Source organism: Rhodococcus sp. X156, from assembly GCF_004006015.1.
Lineage (GTDB): Bacteria > Actinomycetota > Actinomycetes > Mycobacteriales > Mycobacteriaceae > X156.
This window is the reverse complement of the sequence record NZ_CP034766.1, coordinates 2,393,342-2,410,273: the sequence shown is the minus strand read 5'-3', so window position 1 is coordinate 2,410,273 and position 16,932 is coordinate 2,393,342. Positions and strand designations below refer to the sequence as shown.

The window sequence follows — 16,932 nt, the reverse complement described above, 5'->3', positions numbered from 1 at the left end:
CGGTCTACTCGCTGCCGAGCGCCTCGCGGACGATGGGGGCCACCGCGGTGCCCAGCAGCTCGATGCCGTGCAGCAGGGCGTGGTGGGCCAGCCGGACGTTGGTCATCTGCAGGGACACGCGGTCGACCCCGCCGAGGTCCGCCGACAGCCGCAGCAGCTTGGCCGCCACCGTGTCCGGGGCGCCGATGAAGTAGGCGCCGCTGGGTCCACAGGTGGCGTCGTAGCCGGCCCGGCTCGGCCGGGCCCCGCCGCGCTCCTGGGCGATGCGGGTGAAGATCTCCAGCCAGCCCGGGAAGAACTCGTCAGCGGCCCGCTGGTCGGTGTCGGCGACGTAGCCGAAGACGTGCACGCCGACCTTCAGCTGCTCCGGTGGGTGCCCGGCCTGCGCGCCTGCGCGCCGGTAGAGGTCCACCAGCGGGGCGAACTGCCGTGGCTGCCCGCCGATGATGGCCACCATCAGGGGCAGACCGAGCAGCCCCGCGCGGGCGAACGACTCCGGGGTGCCGCCCACGCCCAGCCAGATGGGCAGCGGGTCCTGCACGGGGCGCGGGTACACGGCCTGGCCGGTGAGCGCGGGGCGGTGCTCGCCCGACCAGGTGACGGTGACCGAGTCCCGGATCTTCAGCAGCAGGTCGAGCTTCTCGCTGAACAGGGTGTCGTAGTCGCGCAGGCTCAGCCCGAACAGCGGAAACGCCTCGGTGAAGGAACCGCGCCCGACGACGAGGTCGGTGCGGCCGCGGGAGACCAGGTCCAGGGTGGCGAACTCCTGGAACACGCGCACCGGGTCGGCGGCACTGAGCACGGCCACGGCGCTGTTCAGCCGGATGCGCGAGGTGCGCGCTGCGGCGGCGGCCAGCAGCACAGCCGGGGCGGAGTCGTAGTACTCGCTCCGGTGGTGCTCGCCGATGCCGAAGTGGTCCAGGCCCACCTCGTCGGCGCGGGTGACCTCCTCCAGCAGGTGCGCCACCCGGTCGACGGGGCTGACCACCTGGTCGGTCTCCGGGTCGGTGACCGCGGAGACGAAGCTGTCGATGCCAAGACGCACGGGGCAGGCCTCCCAGGGATTCACCGGCTACGCGCGGAGTCTACGGACGCACCGTGTGGGCGCCCGGACACGGTGAACACAGAACGGCAGAGAACACCGAACGGCAGAGGGAACACCGAACGGCACCTCCGTCCCGGCGTGCGGGATGGAGGTGCCGTCAGGATGCTGTGCCGATGCCCCCATCGGCACACCACCCGGGCCGGCTCCCCTCCGGCCCCGGCTTCATCATCCAGCGGAGCGCTCAGCCATCCGCCGGACAAGTCATGGGCGGCGCTGCTCGTCCAGCATGCGGCCACTGACGAACATCAGCATTCCCACCCACCGCGAGAGTCCGCGGTGATCTCGTTGGCGATCAGCCTTTCCTGGGCTGGTGCCATGGCGATGCATTCCTCTTCCTCAGCGGTGGATGCTCCGGTGAACGACAGGAAGAACGGTGCCCTTTCCGGCTCTCCTGCGCCATCTGCTGTTCGATCGACAGCAACGACACCCAAACCCCTCGCACAGCGCCTTTTCTGCAGCCCCGGGAATGGCGTCGCCCCCTCGTGCGAGACCAGTCCCTGCTGCAGCGGCGCCGACGATGATGCTGCGACGAGGCAGGGGGTCACCACTCCTCGAGCGTGGTGAGGTTGTCCTGCAGCGCCCGGGCGAGCAGCGCGGCCTTGGTGGGTGCGGGGCGACCGACGTCGGCGTACTTGGCGCGGACGCGGGACAGGTGGGTGTTCATGGTGCCCACCGAGATGTAGAGCCGGCGGCACGCGGTGATCTTGGAGTCTGAGCGCAGCCAGGCCAGGACGACCTCGATCTCCCGCTTGCTCAGTGCGGGGCGGGTCAGCAGCGACTCTCGGCAGGGGCCGGCCGGGCCTCGGTCGACGGCGGGGGCAGGCGGAGGTGCGGACGTGAGCATCATTGGTGGCGAGCCTTCCGGTGGAGGAACGGGCCCCGACCCGTGCTGCGATGGCAGCGAACTCATCGTGACCGACCGCGTACCGCACGGGCACGGACGAGACCAAGGCGATACATAGTCAATACACCGAAATCCCCTGACCTGCGGCGATAGAGTGCCGCCTCGTGACGACACGGGTGGATGACGCGCTGACGCAGGGCCCCGATCCGGCAGCAATACGCACCAGGGACGAGCTGGCCGCAGCATTAACTGCGTTGCGTGAGCAAACCGGACTCAGCGTGCGCGCGGTGGCCGGAATCTCCGGCGTTCCGCAGGGGACGATCGCCGGATGGAGCTCCGGACAGCACGTCCCGACCAAGGCCAGTCTCGGGATGTTCACCGCAGTGCTCGTCGCCTGCGGAGTGGTGGCGGAGTCGGCGCACCAGGCCTGGCACGAGGCCATCGCCCGAGCCCGGCAGGACCACGGTCCACGGTCGAGCAGCACGGCCTCGCCCTACCGGGGGCTCGAGGCGTTCCAGGAGGCTGACGCGGCCTGGTTCTTCGGGCGCGAGACCCTGACCGAGCAGCTCGTCGCGCGGGTGCGCCACGCCGCCGAGCAGGGCACGCCCCGCGTCGTCACGGTGATCGGCCCGTCGGGATCGGGAAAGTCGTCGCTGCTGAGAGCGGGACTCGTCGCCAAGGTCAATTCCGGAGAGCTCTCCCCAAAGCTGTCCTCCGCCATTGTGATCACCCCGGGCGCACAGCCGGTGGCGGCACTCGACGCCATTCTTGACCACGCCGGCACGGAGCGCCGAGTCCTGGTCGTGGACCAGTGTGAGGAGCTGTGGACCCTGTGCGCTGATGCGGATCTGCGCGCGCAGTTCCTGCACGCCATTGTCGACCTCCCCGAGCACCTGGTGGTGGTCCTGGGACTGCGCGCCGACTTCTACGCCTCGGCCGCGTCCGAGCCCACCCTGGTTCCGGTCCTGGCGGCCGGACCGCTCGTGGTCGGACCCATGGCCAAGGACGAGCTGCGCAGCATCATCACTGCCCCCGCCACCAAGGCCGGAACCGTGGTGGAGGACGCGCTGGTGGAGCTGCTGATGCACGACATCGACCCGCGGCCCGCCATGTCTGCCGGATCGCTGCCCCTGCTGTCGCACGCGCTGCTCAGCACCTGGACGCGGGCCCAGGCGCGATGGCCGCAGGGGCGATCGCCCCGGGGTGCGGGGGAGCTGCAGCGGTCCCTGACGGCAGCCGACTACGGAGCGACCGGCGGCATCGGCGGAGCCGTCCAGCAGAGCGCCGAGGTGGCCTTCGGCGAGCTCACCCCGCGCCAGCAGGTCGCGGCCAGGCGCATCTTCCTCCGGTTGATCAGCGTCGCCGAGGACAGCGAGGCCAAGCGACGTGCGCGGCGCACCGAGCTCTCGGTGGGCGACGACGAGGACGTGCGGACGGTGGTGAACCAGTTCGCGCGGCGGCGGTTGCTCACCGTCGATGCGGAGTTCGTGGAGGTGTCCCACGAGGCCCTGCTGCGGGCCTGGGGCCGGCTGCGCGAGTGGGTGGATGCCGACCGCGCCGGCCTGATCCTGCAGCGCCAGCTGGTGCAGGCCGCGCAGCTGTGGCAGGACAGTGGCCGGGAGACGGGTGCGCTGCTCAGCGGCAGTCGGCTGACGGTGCTGGGGGAGTGGGTGGAGACGGGCGACCACCACGCGGACCTCACCGAGCTGGAGCGCGCCTTCCTCGCCGCGAGCACCGCGCACGCCGCGGAGCAGGAGCAGCGCGACCGCCGACGGGTCACCGTGCTGCGGTGGCTGGTCAGCGGCCTGGCCGTGCTCTTCGTCGTCGCCATGGTGGCGGCGACCACCGCGATGGTGGCGCGCACCAGTGCCAACCAGCAACGGACGGCGGCCGAGCACGCCAGGGACGAGGCAACGTCCCGTCAGGTCGCCACCGCGTCGGTGGGCATGCGGGACAAGGACCCGGCGCTGTCGGCGCAGCTCGCGCTGGCGGCGTTCCGGGTCAGCCCCACCCTGGAGGCGCGCTCGGCGCTGCTGGACTCCACCGCGTCGCACACGCCGTCGCGGGTGCTGGGGCCTGGCGGCGGGACGGTGTCCGCGGTGAGCGCCGACGGCTCGCTGCTGGCCAGCGCGAGCGCCGACGGCGTCGTCCGGCTCTCCGCCCTGGCGGCGTCCCCGGCGGCGCCCACCCCGCTGGGTGAGCTGCGGGCGGTGGAGGTGGCCACCCCGCTGTTCGCGCTCGCGCTCAGCCCCGACCGCCGGCTGCTGAGCGTGGGCGGTGGCGGCGGCACCTCCCTGTGGGACGTCTCCACCCCCACCTCCCCGCGGAGGGTCGCCACCCTGACGGGGGAGGAGCAGGTGCTGGAGAGCCTGCAGTTCAGCCCGGACGGGCAGCACCTGGTCGGGGGGACCGCCACCGCCGTGCTGCTGCGCTGGGACCTGCGCGACTCGGCGAACCCGGTGGCGCTCGCGCCGCTGCCGCAGCCGGGAGGCGGACGCACGGTGGTCGCCTTCAGCCCCGACGGTCGGCTGCTGGCCACCGGGGGCCGGGAGTCGTCACTGCGGATCTGGGACGCCACCGACGTCGCGGCCCTGGCGCGGCCCCGGCACGAGGTCGCCCCCAACGGCTCGGCCAAGCACTTCCTGGGCCTGGCGTTCAGCCCGGACAGCCGCACGCTCGCCGCCGCCACCACCGGACGCACCGTGGAGCGGTGGCTGGTCACCGACCCGTCGGCGCCCCAGGCGCAGGCGCCGCTGACCGGGTTCACCAACTACGTCAACGACGTCGCCTACAGCAGCGACGGAACCATGCTGGCCGCCGGCAGCTCGGACGACACCACTCGGACCTGGCAGACCGGCACCGACCAGCTCCTGGAGACCCTGCCGGGTCCGGCGGTGATCACCTCGGTGCAGTTCAGCCCCGGTTGGCCGGGCCAGGGTGACGTCTCGCTGGTCACCTCCGACGTCGACGGGACCACCCGGGTCTGGCCCATCCCGGGGCCGGTGCTCCCCGGGGCGCGGGACACGGTGTTCGTCAACCCGGTGAGCGCCGACGGTGCCACCGTGCTGGTGGGCACCGGCGGCAGCGACCCCTCGCTGCACCTGTGGGACCTGCGCGACCCCCAGCACGCGCGGCGGCTGCCCGACCTGACCCCCGCGGCCGGCACCCGGTTGTCTGGCGCGGCCGCGCTGTCGCGGGACGGGACCCTGGCCGCCGGCGGCACCAGCAGCGGTGGCGTCTGGTTCTGGGACCTCACCGACCGGGAGCGACCGCAGCCGGTGGGTCCACCGGTGCAGGCGGTGGAGGGCCTGGTGGGGGTGGTGACCCTGAGCCCCGACGGTCGGCTCGCCGCAGTCGCCGCCCAGGACGGGCGGGTGGTGAACGTCTACGACCTCACCGACCGCGGCAACATCCGTCTGGCCAGCGCGCTGAGCACCACCAACTACCCACAGGCACTCGCGTTCAGCCCGTCCGGGCGACTGGTGGCCGCGGCGACCGCGGACAACGCGGTGACGCTGTGGGACGTCGGCAACCCGGCGTCGCCCCGGGAGGTCTCCACCGTCTCCGGGTTCAGCGGCACCGCGCAGGCGGTGGCGTTCAGCGCCGACGGGACGACCCTGGCTGCGGGAAGCGCCGACCGCACGATCCGGCTGTGGAACGTGGCCGAGCCGGAGCGACCGCGCGAGCTCGCCCGGATCAGCGAGCTGACCGGGGCGGTGTACTCGCTGGCCTTCAGCTCCACCGGGCACCGGCTGGCCGCCGGGCTCGGGGGCGGGGCGCTGTGGGTGTGGGACACCACGCAGCCTGCTCAGCCCACCCAGCACGCCGTCCTGACCGCGTACCCCGGCCGGGTCAACGACGCGCAGTTCGGCCGCGACGACGCAACGGTCGCCGGCAGCGGTCCGGACAAGGTGGTGCGCCTGTGGCACACCGCGCCGGCAAGCGCGGCCGAGCAGGTCTGTCGCAGCGGAGGAGCGGCCATCACCGAGCAGGAGTGGCAGCGCTACCTGCCCGGGGTGCCCTACGAGCGGCTGTGCAGCTGACCCGAGGCCCCGATGCTCAGTGGTCGGCGCGCTCGGTGAGGTCGGCGGTGGCCGAGACGCCGCGCAGCGTGGTCGCGGCCCAGCCGGCAGCGACCAGCATGATCACGGCGCCGAGGACGCTGGTGACGACCAGCGCGTCGGTGAAGGCCGTCTGGGCCGCCGTGACCAGAGCCTGCCCTGCCGCGGCGGGGAGCTCGGCGGCGACGGAGAACGCCTCGGCGATCGTGGAGCCGGCCTGCTCCAGGGCACCCGGGGAGACCTGGGCGCTGGCCGCGGGCTCGGCGACCAGGTGGGTGCGGTAGACGGCGGCCAGGATGGAGCCCAGCACCGCAGTGCCCAGGGCGGTGCCCAGCTCGTAGGCGGTCTCGGAGATGGCGGCGGCTCCACCGGCGCGCTCGGGCGGCACCGAGCTCATGATGATGTCGTTGGTCAAGGTCATGCCCACCCCGGTGCCCAGACAGATCAGGCACATCGCGACAGCCACGGGTACCGCCCCGGAGCCGGGCGTCAGGGTGAACAGGACCGCGAACCCGCCGGCGGCCACGACCAGGCCGAGGGTGACCAGCACCGCGGCGCTGATCCGCTTGACCAGGGTGGCAGCGAGGAAGCCCGCGGCGGCGGCCATCGCCATGGCGGGCAGCAGCCACACCCCGGCCTGCATCGGGCCGATCCCGGCGACCAGCTGCAGGTACTGGGTGAGCGCGAACATCGACCCCACCAGGGCGAAGATGGACAGCAGGTCACCCACCACCGCCCCGCGGAAGGCCCGGACCCGGAACAGGTGCACGTCCAGCAGCGGGGACGGCAGGTGCAGCTGTCGACGCACGAACACCGCTCCGGCCACCAGTCCCAGGACCACCGCCGCCAGGGAGGTGCTCGTGCTGTGCCCGGCGGCCAGCGTCTTGAGCCCGTACACGGTGCTGAGCATGGCCACCAGCGACAGCACGACGCTGAGCAGGTCCAGTCGCCCAGGGTTCGGGTCCCGGCTCTCGGTGAGCAGGATCGGTCCGAGGATGACCAGCACGACCATCACCGGGATGTTGAGCAGGAAGGCTGAGCCCCACCAGAAGTGCTCGAGCAGCCAGCCGCCCACGACGGGGCCGGCCGCCGCGCCGAGGCTGCCCATGGTCGCCCACACGGCGATCGCCAGCCGGCGCTGCGCCCGGTCCAGGAAGATGGCCCGGATCAGGGACAGGGTGGACGGCATGATGGTTGCCCCGGCGAGGCCGAGCGCGGCTCGGGCGAGGATCAGGTGCAGCGGGCTGGTGGCGAAGGCACCGGCCACCGAGGCGACGGTGAACAGCACAGCCCCGATCAGCAGCAGCTTCTTGCGGCCGATCCGGTCGCCGAGGGCCCCCATGGTGACCAGCAGCCCGGCGAGCATGAACGAGTAGATGTCCAGGATCCACAGCTGCTCGGTGGCCGAGGGCGACAGGTCGGCGGCGATGCCGGGCAGCGCGAACATCAGCACGGTGGCGTCGATGGCCAGCAGCAGCACCGGCAGGGCCAGCACGGCCAGCGCAACCCAGCTGCGGGCGGTTGCTCGGGGAGCCGAAGTCAGGTGAGTCATGAACGCCTTCGCGAATGGGGAGGAGCAGCCGCCTGCCGCTGACCGGCAGCGGCAGGCCAGCGGAGGTCGACCTACGCCCCTCAATTGGAACATATATGTTCCATTTCTGTCCACCAGTGCTCCATGAAGGGACTGCTCAGTACCCTGTCGGCATGAGCACGGGGCAGCAGACCGAGACGGGTACCCGGGCGCGCACGCGCGCGGCCATCCTGGAGGCCGCCGTGGTGGTGCTGGCGCAGGACGCCCAGGCGTCCCTGGCCGACGTGGCCGCCGCTGCGGGAGTGGGACGCACCACGCTGCACCGGTACTTCCCGGAACGGGCGGACCTGGTCCACGCCCTGGCCCGCCACGTCGTCCACCAGAGCAGGCGGGCGATCGAGCGGGCCGACCCGCACACCGGCCCCGTCGAGGCGGTGCTGCGCCGCATCGTGGACGAGCACTTCGAGCTCGGCTCGATCCTGATGTACCTCTACGCCGAGCCGCTGATCCACTCCGACCCCGACCTCGCCGCGGAGCTGGCCGCGATGGAGGAGGCCATCGACGAGGTGCTGGCCCGCCCGGAGGCGAACTTGAACCCGGACCTGTCGCGGGCGTGGGTGCGTCGCGCCTTCTGGGGCTTGCTCTACGCCGGGTGGGAGACCGCCAAGGCCGGCGAGATGACGCGGCACCAGATCGTGGAGGCGATCATGACCACCCTGTCCCGTGGGGTGTACGGGGCCACCAGCGCGGCCCGGTGAACGAGAAGAGCCCCTGGCCAGCGTCGCTGCTGGTCAGGGGCTCTCCTGGTTGGGGTGAGTGACGGGGATCGAACCCGCGACAACCGGGATCACAACCCGGTGCTCTACCAACTGAGCTACACCCACCATGGCCGCTGACGCTGTCCGAGGACCGCGTCGTGAGCCGTGGAAGATTCTAGCGGGTGCCCTCCGCGGACTCCGAATCGGCTCCCCCAGAGACACCCATCAGCTCCTTGGTGACCGCCGCGACCTCCTCCGAGGTGGGCCCGGGCTGCGGCACGAACGCGGTGCGCCGGTAGTAGGCGAGCTCGCGGATGCTCTCGGTGATGTCAGCCAGGGCGCGGTGGGCCAGGCCCTTCTCCGGCTGGCCGAAGTAGATGCGCGGGTACCAGCGCCGGCACAGCTCCTTGATCGAGCTGACGTCGATCATCCGGTAGTGCAGGTGCTCGTCCAGCGTGGCCATGTCCCGGCTGATGAAGCCACGGTCGGTGCCGATGGAGTTGCCGCACAGCGGGGCGGTCCGGGGGTCGGGCACGAACTGCTTGATGTAGTCCAGCGTCCGCTGCTCGGCCTCCTCCAGCGTGACGGTGGAGGCGCGCACCTCCTCGGTGAGCCCGGAGGCGGCGTGCATCTTCTGCACCACCTCAGGCATGCCGGCCAGCGCGTCGTCATCCGCGTGGATGACGATGTCCAGGCCCTCGTCGAGGATGTTGAGCTCGCTGTCGGTGACCAGGACCGCGATCTCGATCAGCTTGTCGGTCTTGATGTCGAGGCCGGTCATCTCGCAGTCGATCCATACCAGTTTGTCTTGCACGCACCCACCCTATCCAGTAGGTCCGACAACATCGGCGCACGGCTGTGCGGCCAGTCCTGCCACGGCCGCGCGTGGGGGGCCGTGCCAGGCTGAGGTGGTGTTCTCCGCGATGGCTCCGGCCCGACGTCGACTCCTGCTGCTGCTCGTCGCGCTGGTGGTGGCCGTCGCCGTGGTGGTGACCGTCCTCGTCCTCACCCGCTCCGACGACAGCGCCCCCGTGGCGGAGGACCGGCCGGGACCGGTGCTGCTGGTGCCCGGCTACGGCGGGTCCACCGAGAGCCTGCAGAACCTGGCCGTCAAGCTGCGCGCGAGCGGGCGGGAGGCGGAGGTCGTCGCGCTGCCCGGCGAGGGCACCGGTGACCTCACCGAGCAGGCCCGGGTGCTCGACGCCGCTGCCCGCGCGGCCCTGCAGCGCACCGGGGCGGAGTCGGTGGACGTGGTCGGGTACTCGGCCGGGGGAGTGGTGGCGCGGGTGTGGCTGTCGGACCTCGGCGGTGCCGACGTCACCCGCCGGCTGGTCACCCTGGGCTCGCCCCACCACGGCACCAACCTCGCCGCGCTGGCCGGCGGGCTGCTGCCGTCGCTGTGCCCCACTGCCTGCCAGCAGCTCGACCCGGACAGTGACCTGCTGCGCCGGCTCAACGCGAGCGCACCGGCCGGCCCGAGCGTGGTGTCGGTGTGGACCACGGCTGACCGCGTGGTGACGCCGCCGAGCTCGGCGGAGCTGGACGGCGCGCTCAACCTCACCGTGCAGAGCGTCTGCAGCGACTCCGCGGTGGCGCACGACGCGCTGCCCACCGACCCGGTCAGCAGCGGCATCGTGCTGCTCCAGCTGGACCCCGGGCCGCCGCGCACGCTCGGCGCCACCGACTGCGCGGCGCTGCGCGGCTGAGCCCGCCCCCGTCCAACCGGTGGGCGCGTTGCGCGACCTGAACGCCCCCAGCGGGACCTAGCTGGTGACGTCCTTGGTGGAGAAGTTGGCCCAGCCCGCACCCAGGAAGACGGCGACGTACACCGCCTGCAGGCCGATGCCACGCACCAGGTCGCGCCACGGGATGGGGTCCCGGAAGAGGTCGACGAAGGCGAGCCAGTACCGCGTGGGCAGGTACGGCTGCAGCGCGCCGGCGGCCTCCAGGGTGAGCAGCAGCGACGAGGCGATGAGCAGCGCCAGCGCGCCCAGCGTGGCCGCCAGCGGGGAGTCGGTGACGGTGGAGAAGAACAGCGCCGTGGCCGCCACGCCGAGCATGGAGATGGCCACGTAGCCGATGGCCAGCGCGGTGCGCAGGGTGATGTCCTCCTGGGTCAGCGAGGTGCCGGAGAGCCCGGTGGCCAGGGAGGTGCTGCCCAGCAGGTTCACCCCCACCACGTACGCGGTGCCGGCCACCACCAGCACGGCCAGCACCACGAACACCACCACCGAGACCAGCTTGGCCACCAGCAGCTTGGTGCGCCCCACCGGCCGGGTCAGCAGGTAGCGCAGCGTGCCGGCCTGGGCCTCCCCGGCGATGGCGTCGCCGGCCACCACCGCCACCGCCACCGGCAGGAACAGCGGCAGCACGATGGCCAGCGCCGCCAGCGGGAACAGCTGACCGTTGGTGAGCACCGCCGACAGGAACGCCGGCCCCTGCCCGGGGCGCGGCCCGATGCCGGTGTAGGCCAGCAGCACCGCCACCAGGGTGGGCAGCGCGTCCAGCAGCGCGATGATCACCCACGTCCGCGGGCGCCGCAGCAGCGCCTTGAGCTCCACCAGGATCACCGCACGCCGCCTTGCTGCTCGCGGGCGCCGTGGGCCTCGGTGGCGGCCAGCACCGTCTGCTCCAGGCTGCGCCGCTCCGGCCGCAGCTCCCGCACCCGCACCCCCGCCCGCACCAGCGTCGCGTTGAGCTCCTCGGCGCTGGGGTGCGCCACCAGCAGGCACTCGTCGTGCTCGTCGGCCACCCGCTCGTGCACCACCACCCCGGGCTCGGCCTGCAGCACCGTCACCGCCCACGCAGCGTCGGGGGTGTGCACCAGCACCCGGCCGGTGAACGACGTCATCGCCGCCATCGAGTCCTGCACCACCAGGCGGCCGCGGTCCAGCACGCCCACCCGGGTGCACAGCTGCTCCACCTCGGCCAGCAGGTGGCTGGAGAGGAACACCGTGGTGCCGCCGGCGTGCAGCTTGAGCAGCAGCTCGCGGATCTCCCGGATGCCCTGCGGGTCGAGGCCGTTGGTGGGCTCGTCCAGCACCAGCAGCTCCGGCGCGCGCAGCAGGGCGTTGGCCAGGCCCAGTCGCTGGCGCATGCCCAGGGAGTAGTGCTTGACCGGCCGCCGGCCCACGGTGGCCAGGCCCACCTCCTCCAGCACCTCCTCCACCCGGCGGCGGCGGGTGCGCCGCGAGCCGCCCGGTCCGGCGGCGTCCAGCATGGTGAGGTTGGCCCGCCCGGAGAGGTGGCCGTAGGCGGCCGGACCCTCCACCAGCGTGCCCACCCGGGGCAGCACGTGCCGGCGCCGCCGCGGCATCGGCTCGCCCAGCAGCTCGATCTGCCCGGAGGTGGCCAGCACCAGGCCCAGCAGCATCCGCACCGTGGTGGTCTTGCCGGAGCCGTTGGCGCCGAGGAAGCCGTAGATGTCGCCGCTGTTCACCTGCAGGTCCACCCCCTGCACCGCGTGCACCGCTCCGTAGCGCTTGGTCAGCGCGTGGGTCTGGATCATCGGCCGCTCGAGCACGTCGGTCGTCATCGCAGCCGCACCGCGGCGAGCTCGGCGGCGGCGGCCGCCAGCGGGTCCGCGGTCACCGTGCCGACGAGCAGCCAGGCCAGCCCGCGCGGCCCGGGGGCGGTCAGGCGCACGGTGAGCGGGTCCACGGCCAGGGTGGTGCCGGTGGAGTCGGTGAGCGCGCCCGGCGCGGTGGTCAGCTCCGCCCGCAGCTGCCGCGCGGTCCGCCCAGGCACGGCCACCGCGATGACGGTGGTGACGCCGCGGCCGTAGACGCCGAGCCCGCCGTCGGCGCCCACCCCGGACAGGCCGGTGCGGCGCGGCAGCCCGGCCAGGCGGTCGGGGGTGCGCACTCCGGCCTGCTGGGCGGCGGCCACCAGGTCGTCGGGCTGCTCGGTGCGCACGGTGGCTCCCGGTGGCGGGGTGAAGGTGGTGACACCGGCGGCGGGCTCGGCGGGGGTGAACTCCAGGAACGAGCTGCTCAGTGACGCCCGCTGCGCACCCACGGCGTGCACCACCACGCGCAGCGGAATGCCGGTGCCCGGGTCCACCCACACGTCCACCGCCGCGATGGTGCTGCGCGGGTCGGCGGGGTGCAGCTGCAGCCCCGGGGCGTCCCGCCCGGCCACCCGCGCGGCGGGCAAGCGGGTCACCTCGGCGTCGGTGGCCTCGCTGAGCAGGCGCCGGCCCAGCGCGGGCGGCACCAGGTCGGCCGCCCGCGGCAGGCGCACCGCCAGGTCCACCGAGCGCACCGCGGTGTCGCTCTCGAAGTCCCAGCTCCAGGTGCCCCCGGCGTCGCGGTACAAGTCGGTCTCCCCGGTGGCGCTGAGGGTGTCCACCCGCCACTGCTGCGGCCCGCGGTACCAGCTGCGGGTGCGGGTGGTGTCGCCGAAGAGGTCGGTCAGCGAGCTGAGCTGGGTGGCCTGGGGCAGCGACACCCCGCCCACCGACTCCGCGTAGCCCGAGTAGGGCAGCTCGGCCGAGGCACGCACCGCGCTGAGCAGCTCGGGGGCCGTGGCGGGGGAGTCGCGGGCGGGCAGTCGCGCCACCAGCGACGGCGTGGCCACCAGCACGCCCACCACGACGGCGAGCACCGCCCAGCGCGCACCGCGGTTCAGCACGGCGGGGGTGGGCACCGTCACGACGGTACGGAGAAACCCGCCCGCCCGCGCGCTACCAGTGCACGCCCGGCATGAGCCGCGCGAAGGCCATCGCCACCCGGGACAGCTGCTTGGTGCCCATCGCGTTGCCGGACGCCGCCGCCTGCTGCTGGGCCGGTGTGGCAGCGGGATCGGGCGTGGGCTTGTCGCCGCGGGCCGCCGCGGAGTCGGGGAACACCTGGTACGCCTGGTGCAGGATCGCGTCCTTGAGCTTGGGCGCCAGCGTGCCGGCCACCTCGCCCAGGGTGCCCAGCGGGGTGTTGATCCGCTTGGGCCGGTCCTTGATGGCCCGCAGCAGCAGCTGGGCCGCGTCGTCCGGGGTGGCCGCGGGGAAGGCGTCGTACAGCGAGGTCGGCGCGATCATCGGGGTGCGTACCAGGGGCATCCGCACCGAGGTGAAGGTGATGCCGTCGTGCCAGGTCTCGCTGGCGACCACGTCGCTGAACGCGTCCAGGGCGGCCTTGCTGGCCACGTAGGCGCTGAACCGGGGCGGCAGCGCCTGCACGCCGATGGAGCTGACGTTGACCACGTGGCCGTGCCGGCGCCGCTCCATGTGCGGCAGCACGGCCAGCACCAGGCGGACGGCGCCGAAGTAGTTCACCGCCATGGTCCGCTCGTAGTCGTGCATCCGCTCCACCGACGCCGAGGCCGACCGACGGATGGAGCGGCCGGCGTTGTTCACCAGCACGTCCACGTGGTCGTGCTCGTCGATGATGTGCTTGACCACCTGGCTCACCGACTCCGGGTCGGTGATGTCGCAGGGGTAGGCGTGTGCCCGGCCGCCGATGGCCCGGACCTCCTCCACCACCTCGTCCAGCTCCTCGGCCCGGCGGGCCAGCAGCAGGCTGATGGCGTTCTCCCGGGCCAGGGCCATGGCCAGCGCCTTGCCGATGCCTGAGGAGGCGCCGGTGACGACCACGACGCGGTCCACCAGCTTGCCGGCCGGGTCGTCGCGGCGGGCGCGCTGCGGGTCGAGGTTGTCGGCCCAGTAGCTCCACAGCGCCGCCGCGTAGGTGGTCAGGTCGGGTGCGGCGATCCCGGTGCCGCGCAGCGCCTTGCGGGTCTTGTGGCTGGCGAAGTCGGCGCTGAAGGTGGTGTGGTCGATCACCTCCGGCGGGATCTCCAGCTGGTTGAGCACCAGGTCGCGGGCGACGGTGGCGCCGGGCAGCCGGCCCAGCAGGGACAGCGGCGCCAGCACCTCGCGCGGCAGGGTGGCCACCGCCATGGGTGCTCCCGCCGCCGAGGCGAGGGCACCGTAGACCTCGCGCAGCGGCTGTGGACGGCGGTTGACCAGGTGGAACGCCTGGCCGTCGCCCTCCTCGCGGTGCATCAGGTGGTCCAGCGCCGCCACCACGTAGTCCACCGGCACCAGGTTGGTCGACCCCAGGTCGGGCAGCGCGATCGGCAGCAGCGAGGGCACCGACGCCCACTTGGCCAGCGCACCGAAGAAGTAGTACGGCCCGTCGATCTTGTCCATCTGCCCGGTGACGGAGTTGCCCACCACGATGGCGGGACGGTAGATCCGCCACGGCGTGGTGGCGGTCTGGCGCACCAGCTTCTCGGCCTCGAACTTGGTGGCGTGGTAGGGCGAGGGCAGGTCCTGGCCGAGGTCGAAGTCGTCCTCCGTGTAGGTGCCCGGGTGGTCGCCGGCCACTGCCACCGAGGACACGTGGTGCAGCCGCGCGCCGAGGCGGCCGGCCAGCTCGATCACCCCGGTGGTGCCGATGACGTTGGCGGCGTGGCTCGCCTCCGCGGGGGCGGTCATGTCGTAGACCGCACCGAGGTGCAGCAGGTGGGCGGCACGGGCGGGCACCGTGTTCTCGGCGAGGCCCAGCCCGGGCTGGGTGAGGTCACCGATCACCGGATGGACCTTCTGCCCGCCCGCCCAGCCCGCAGCGAGGTTCTCCAGCCGGCCCACTGAGGACTCCCGCACCAGGACGTGCACCGCGTCGCACTCCGGCCGCGTCAGCAGCAGCGGAATGGCGTACCTGCCGAGAAACCCGGTACCGCCCGTCACCACGTACGTGGTCATGTCAGACCCCCTCCGACGACTACGGGGACCAACCTAGCGCCGCAGGTGTGACGGGGGATACACGAAGCGGGCTACTGCTCCGACTTCTCCTGCGAGTCCGGCAGCTCGCGCTTGACGATCTTCCCGGTGGCGTTGCGGGGCAGCTCATCCAGGAACACCACGTCCCGCGGCACGCTGAAGCGCGCCAGGTGCTTCTTGACGTGCTCGCGGACCGAGTCGGCGTGCACCGAGCCGTCGTCGCCCTCCCGCACCACGTAGGCAGCCAGTCGCGCCCCGAACTTCTCGTCGTCCACACCGGTCACGAGCACCTCGCGCACGCCGTCCAGGGCGTTGATGAGGTCCTCCACCTCGCCGGGGTACACGTTCTCCCCGCCGGAGACCACCATGTCGTCGGAGCGCCCGTCGATGTAGAGCAGCCCGTCGTCGCCGAGGTGGCCCAGGTCGCCGGTGCTCATCAGGCCGCGGACGATCTCCTTGTCCTCCCCGGCGCGGGTGTAGCCCTCGAACAGCATCCCGTTGCCGACGAACACCCGGCCCACGGTGTCACCCGTCACCTCCTTGCCCTCGTCGTCGAGGATCTCCACCTCCGTGCCCAGCGGGGGCCGTCCGGCGGTGGAGGGGTGCTCCTGCAGCTCCTGGGGCTGGGCGATGGACACCCAGCTCACCTCGGTGGAGCCGTAGAGGTTGTAGAGCACCGGGCCGAACGTCTCGAGCGCCTTCTTCACCAGCGGGACACCGAGGGCGGACCCGCTGGCCGCGATCACCCGCAGGCTGGAGGTGTCGTGACGACGCTGGTCCTCGGGCAGCTCGAGGATGCGCTGCAGCATCACCGGAACCACGAACAGCGCCTTTGCCTGGTGCCGCTCCACGTCGGCCAGGCACTCGGCCGGGGTGAACTTGCGCCGCAGCACCATGGTGGAGCCCAGCGCCAGGCTCAGCTGCAGCGCCGCGAACCCCCAGGTGTGGAACATCGGCGCGGCGACCACGGTGGTCTCGCCGCTGCGCAGCGGGATGCGCGAGAGCACCGCCGCGGCGGGCATCCAGTTGCGCGGCTCGGGCCGGTGCGCGCCCTTGGGCGTGCCGGTGGTGCCGGAGGTCAGCACCACGGTGCGCCCGCGCCGGGGACGGGTGGGCAGCGTGACGTCGGCAGGGGAGCGCTCGATGAGGTCGTCCACGGTCTCCACGTCCGAGCCCAGCTTGAGCCCGTCCACCGCCCCGACAAGGCGGAGGTCACCGGAGCGCTGCCGCTCGTCGATGTCGTCGGGCAGCACCTCGGCGAACTCGCCGTCGGCCACCAGCACGGTGATCTTCTGCTCGGTGAGCACGTCGCCCAGCTGCTTGCCGGACAGGCCGGTGTTGAGCAGCACCAGGTCGGCGCCGACCCGACCGGTCGCACCGAGCACCTGCAGCACGCCGCGGTGGTTGCGGCAGAGCACGCCGACCCGGCTCTTGGTGCCCACCCCGCTGCGGCTGAGGCTGCGGGCCAGGGCCATCACGTCGGCCTCGAGCTGGCCGTAGGTGAGCTCACCGCTGTCGTCGATGACGGCGACGCGATCGGGGGCACGGCGCGCGGAGATGGCCAGCAGGGAGCTGGGGGTGAAGTCCCACCGCACCCAGGCAGCGGCGACGCGCGCCAGCCGGTCCGGGCGCATCGGCGCGATGATGCCCGACTGGGCCACCGGCACCAGGCCGAGCGCCAACGTCTTGGTCTCCGCGAGTCGTGCCGCGATCTTTGCCTTGGACAGGTCCATGTTCCGCGCGCCTACCTCGTTGGTGTGGGGGCCGATGGGGACGGCTCAGCAGTCATCGGTGGTGGTCGATCCCACCGGCGGCGCCCGATGGCCCAGGTCGTGGGGGGCGCGGCCGGATCAGGGCGGACGGCCTCGGTGGTGGTGAGGCGACCAGTGCGGGTCCTCCGCAAGCGCCGGCT

General features: G+C 72.8%; 12 protein-coding genes and 1 tRNA gene. 3 read left to right on the top strand and 10 right to left on the bottom strand.

The window, feature by feature from the left end:
• Positions 1-4: 4 nt before the first annotated feature.
• A complete protein-coding gene (locus ELX43_RS11375; protein WP_241248917.1) occupies positions 5-1,069 on the bottom strand; it encodes an Atu2307/SP_0267 family LLM class monooxygenase in 1,065 nt (354 codons plus the stop codon).
• Between the two features lie 577 nt (positions 1,070-1,646).
• Positions 1,647-1,952, bottom strand: coding sequence for a LuxR family transcriptional regulator (locus tag ELX43_RS11370; protein WP_241248916.1), 306 nt, complete (start codon positions 1,950-1,952; stop codon positions 1,647-1,649).
• Positions 1,953-2,113: 161 nt separating this feature from the next.
• Here ELX43_RS11370 and ELX43_RS11365 point away from each other — a divergent pair, with 161 nt between their 5' ends.
• Positions 2,114-5,992 carry a helix-turn-helix domain-containing protein gene (locus tag ELX43_RS11365; protein WP_127783524.1) on the top strand — a complete coding sequence of 1,293 codons (3,879 nt, stop codon included), beginning with the start codon at positions 2,114-2,116 and terminating at the stop codon, positions 5,990-5,992.
• A 16-nt stretch (positions 5,993-6,008) separates the two neighbouring features.
• Here ELX43_RS11365 and ELX43_RS11360 read toward each other — a convergent pair whose 3' ends face one another.
• Entirely contained in the window at positions 6,009-7,562 is a 1,554-nt protein-coding gene (locus tag ELX43_RS11360; protein WP_127783523.1) for an MFS transporter, read from the bottom strand.
• A gap of 152 nt (positions 7,563-7,714) precedes the next feature.
• Between ELX43_RS11360 and ELX43_RS11355 the strand changes: the two genes are divergently transcribed.
• Complete coding sequence (locus ELX43_RS11355; RefSeq protein WP_127783522.1) at positions 7,715-8,299, top strand: TetR family transcriptional regulator; 585 nt, start codon at positions 7,715-7,717, stop codon at positions 8,297-8,299.
• A gap of 50 nt (positions 8,300-8,349) precedes the next feature.
• On the opposite strand, the gene ELX43_RS11350 is transcribed toward ELX43_RS11355, so the two are convergent.
• Both ELX43_RS11350 and orn read right to left on the bottom strand, forming a co-directional pair.
• Positions 8,350-8,425 (bottom strand) — tRNA-His (locus ELX43_RS11350).
• 49 nt (positions 8,426-8,474) lie between these two features.
• Positions 8,475-9,113 (bottom strand): oligoribonuclease, encoded by a 639-nt coding sequence (gene orn, locus ELX43_RS11345; protein ID WP_127783521.1) that lies wholly within the window; start codon positions 9,111-9,113, stop codon positions 8,475-8,477.
• A gap of 109 nt (positions 9,114-9,222) precedes the next feature.
• Between orn and ELX43_RS11340 the strand changes: the two genes are divergently transcribed.
• Positions 9,223-10,005 carry an alpha/beta fold hydrolase gene (locus tag ELX43_RS11340; RefSeq protein WP_164860642.1) on the top strand — a complete coding sequence of 261 codons (783 nt, stop codon included), beginning with the start codon at positions 9,223-9,225 and terminating at the stop codon, positions 10,003-10,005.
• Positions 10,006-10,062: 57 nt separating this feature from the next.
• Here ELX43_RS11340 and ELX43_RS11335 read toward each other — a convergent pair whose 3' ends face one another.
• The 5 genes from ELX43_RS11335 to ELX43_RS11315 form a co-directional block, all read right to left on the bottom strand.
• Entirely contained in the window at positions 10,063-10,869 is an 807-nt protein-coding gene (locus ELX43_RS11335; protein WP_127783519.1) for an ABC transporter permease subunit, read from the bottom strand.
• Positions 10,866-11,834: an ABC transporter ATP-binding protein gene (locus ELX43_RS11330; protein WP_241248915.1), complete on the bottom strand. Its 969-nt coding sequence runs from the start codon at positions 11,832-11,834 to the stop codon at positions 10,866-10,868. Before ELX43_RS11330 ends, ELX43_RS11335 begins: the two co-directional genes overlap by 4 nt.
• Positions 11,831-12,946 carry a hypothetical protein gene (locus tag ELX43_RS11325; protein WP_206518003.1) on the bottom strand — a complete coding sequence of 372 codons (1,116 nt, stop codon included), beginning with the start codon at positions 12,944-12,946 and terminating at the stop codon, positions 11,831-11,833. Before ELX43_RS11325 ends, ELX43_RS11330 begins: the two co-directional genes overlap by 4 nt.
• A gap of 37 nt (positions 12,947-12,983) precedes the next feature.
• Positions 12,984-15,002 (bottom strand): SDR family oxidoreductase, encoded by a 2,019-nt coding sequence (locus tag ELX43_RS11320; protein WP_127783518.1) that lies wholly within the window; start codon positions 15,000-15,002, stop codon positions 12,984-12,986.
• Between the two features lie 71 nt (positions 15,003-15,073).
• On the bottom strand, positions 15,074-16,753 hold the full coding sequence (locus ELX43_RS11315; RefSeq protein WP_127783517.1) for an AMP-binding protein: 1,680 nt from the start codon (positions 16,751-16,753) through the stop codon (positions 15,074-15,076).
• Positions 16,754-16,932: the final 179 nt, after the last annotated feature.

What these genes read in the sequence shown, in the direction of transcription:
- ELX43_RS11370 (WP_241248916.1), bottom strand. Translation starts at nt 1,952, where the DNA reads ATGATGCTCACGTCCGCACCTCCGCCTGCCCCCGCCGTCGACCGAGGC.
- ELX43_RS11315 (WP_127783517.1), bottom strand. Translation starts at nt 16,753, where the DNA reads ATGGACCTGTCCAAGGCAAAGATCGCGGCACGACTCGCGGAGACCAAG.
- ELX43_RS11340 (WP_164860642.1), top strand. Translation starts at nt 9,223, where the DNA reads ATGGCTCCGGCCCGACGTCGACTCCTGCTGCTGCTCGTCGCGCTGGTG.
- ELX43_RS11330 (WP_241248915.1), bottom strand. Translation starts at nt 11,834, where the DNA reads ATGACGACCGACGTGCTCGAGCGGCCGATGATCCAGACCCACGCGCTG.
- ELX43_RS11355 (WP_127783522.1), top strand. Translation starts at nt 7,715, where the DNA reads ATGAGCACGGGGCAGCAGACCGAGACGGGTACCCGGGCGCGCACGCGC.
- ELX43_RS11360 (WP_127783523.1), bottom strand. Translation starts at nt 7,562, where the DNA reads ATGACTCACCTGACTTCGGCTCCCCGAGCAACCGCCCGCAGCTGGGTT.
- ELX43_RS11320 (WP_127783518.1), bottom strand. Translation starts at nt 15,002, where the DNA reads ATGACCACGTACGTGGTGACGGGCGGTACCGGGTTTCTCGGCAGGTAC.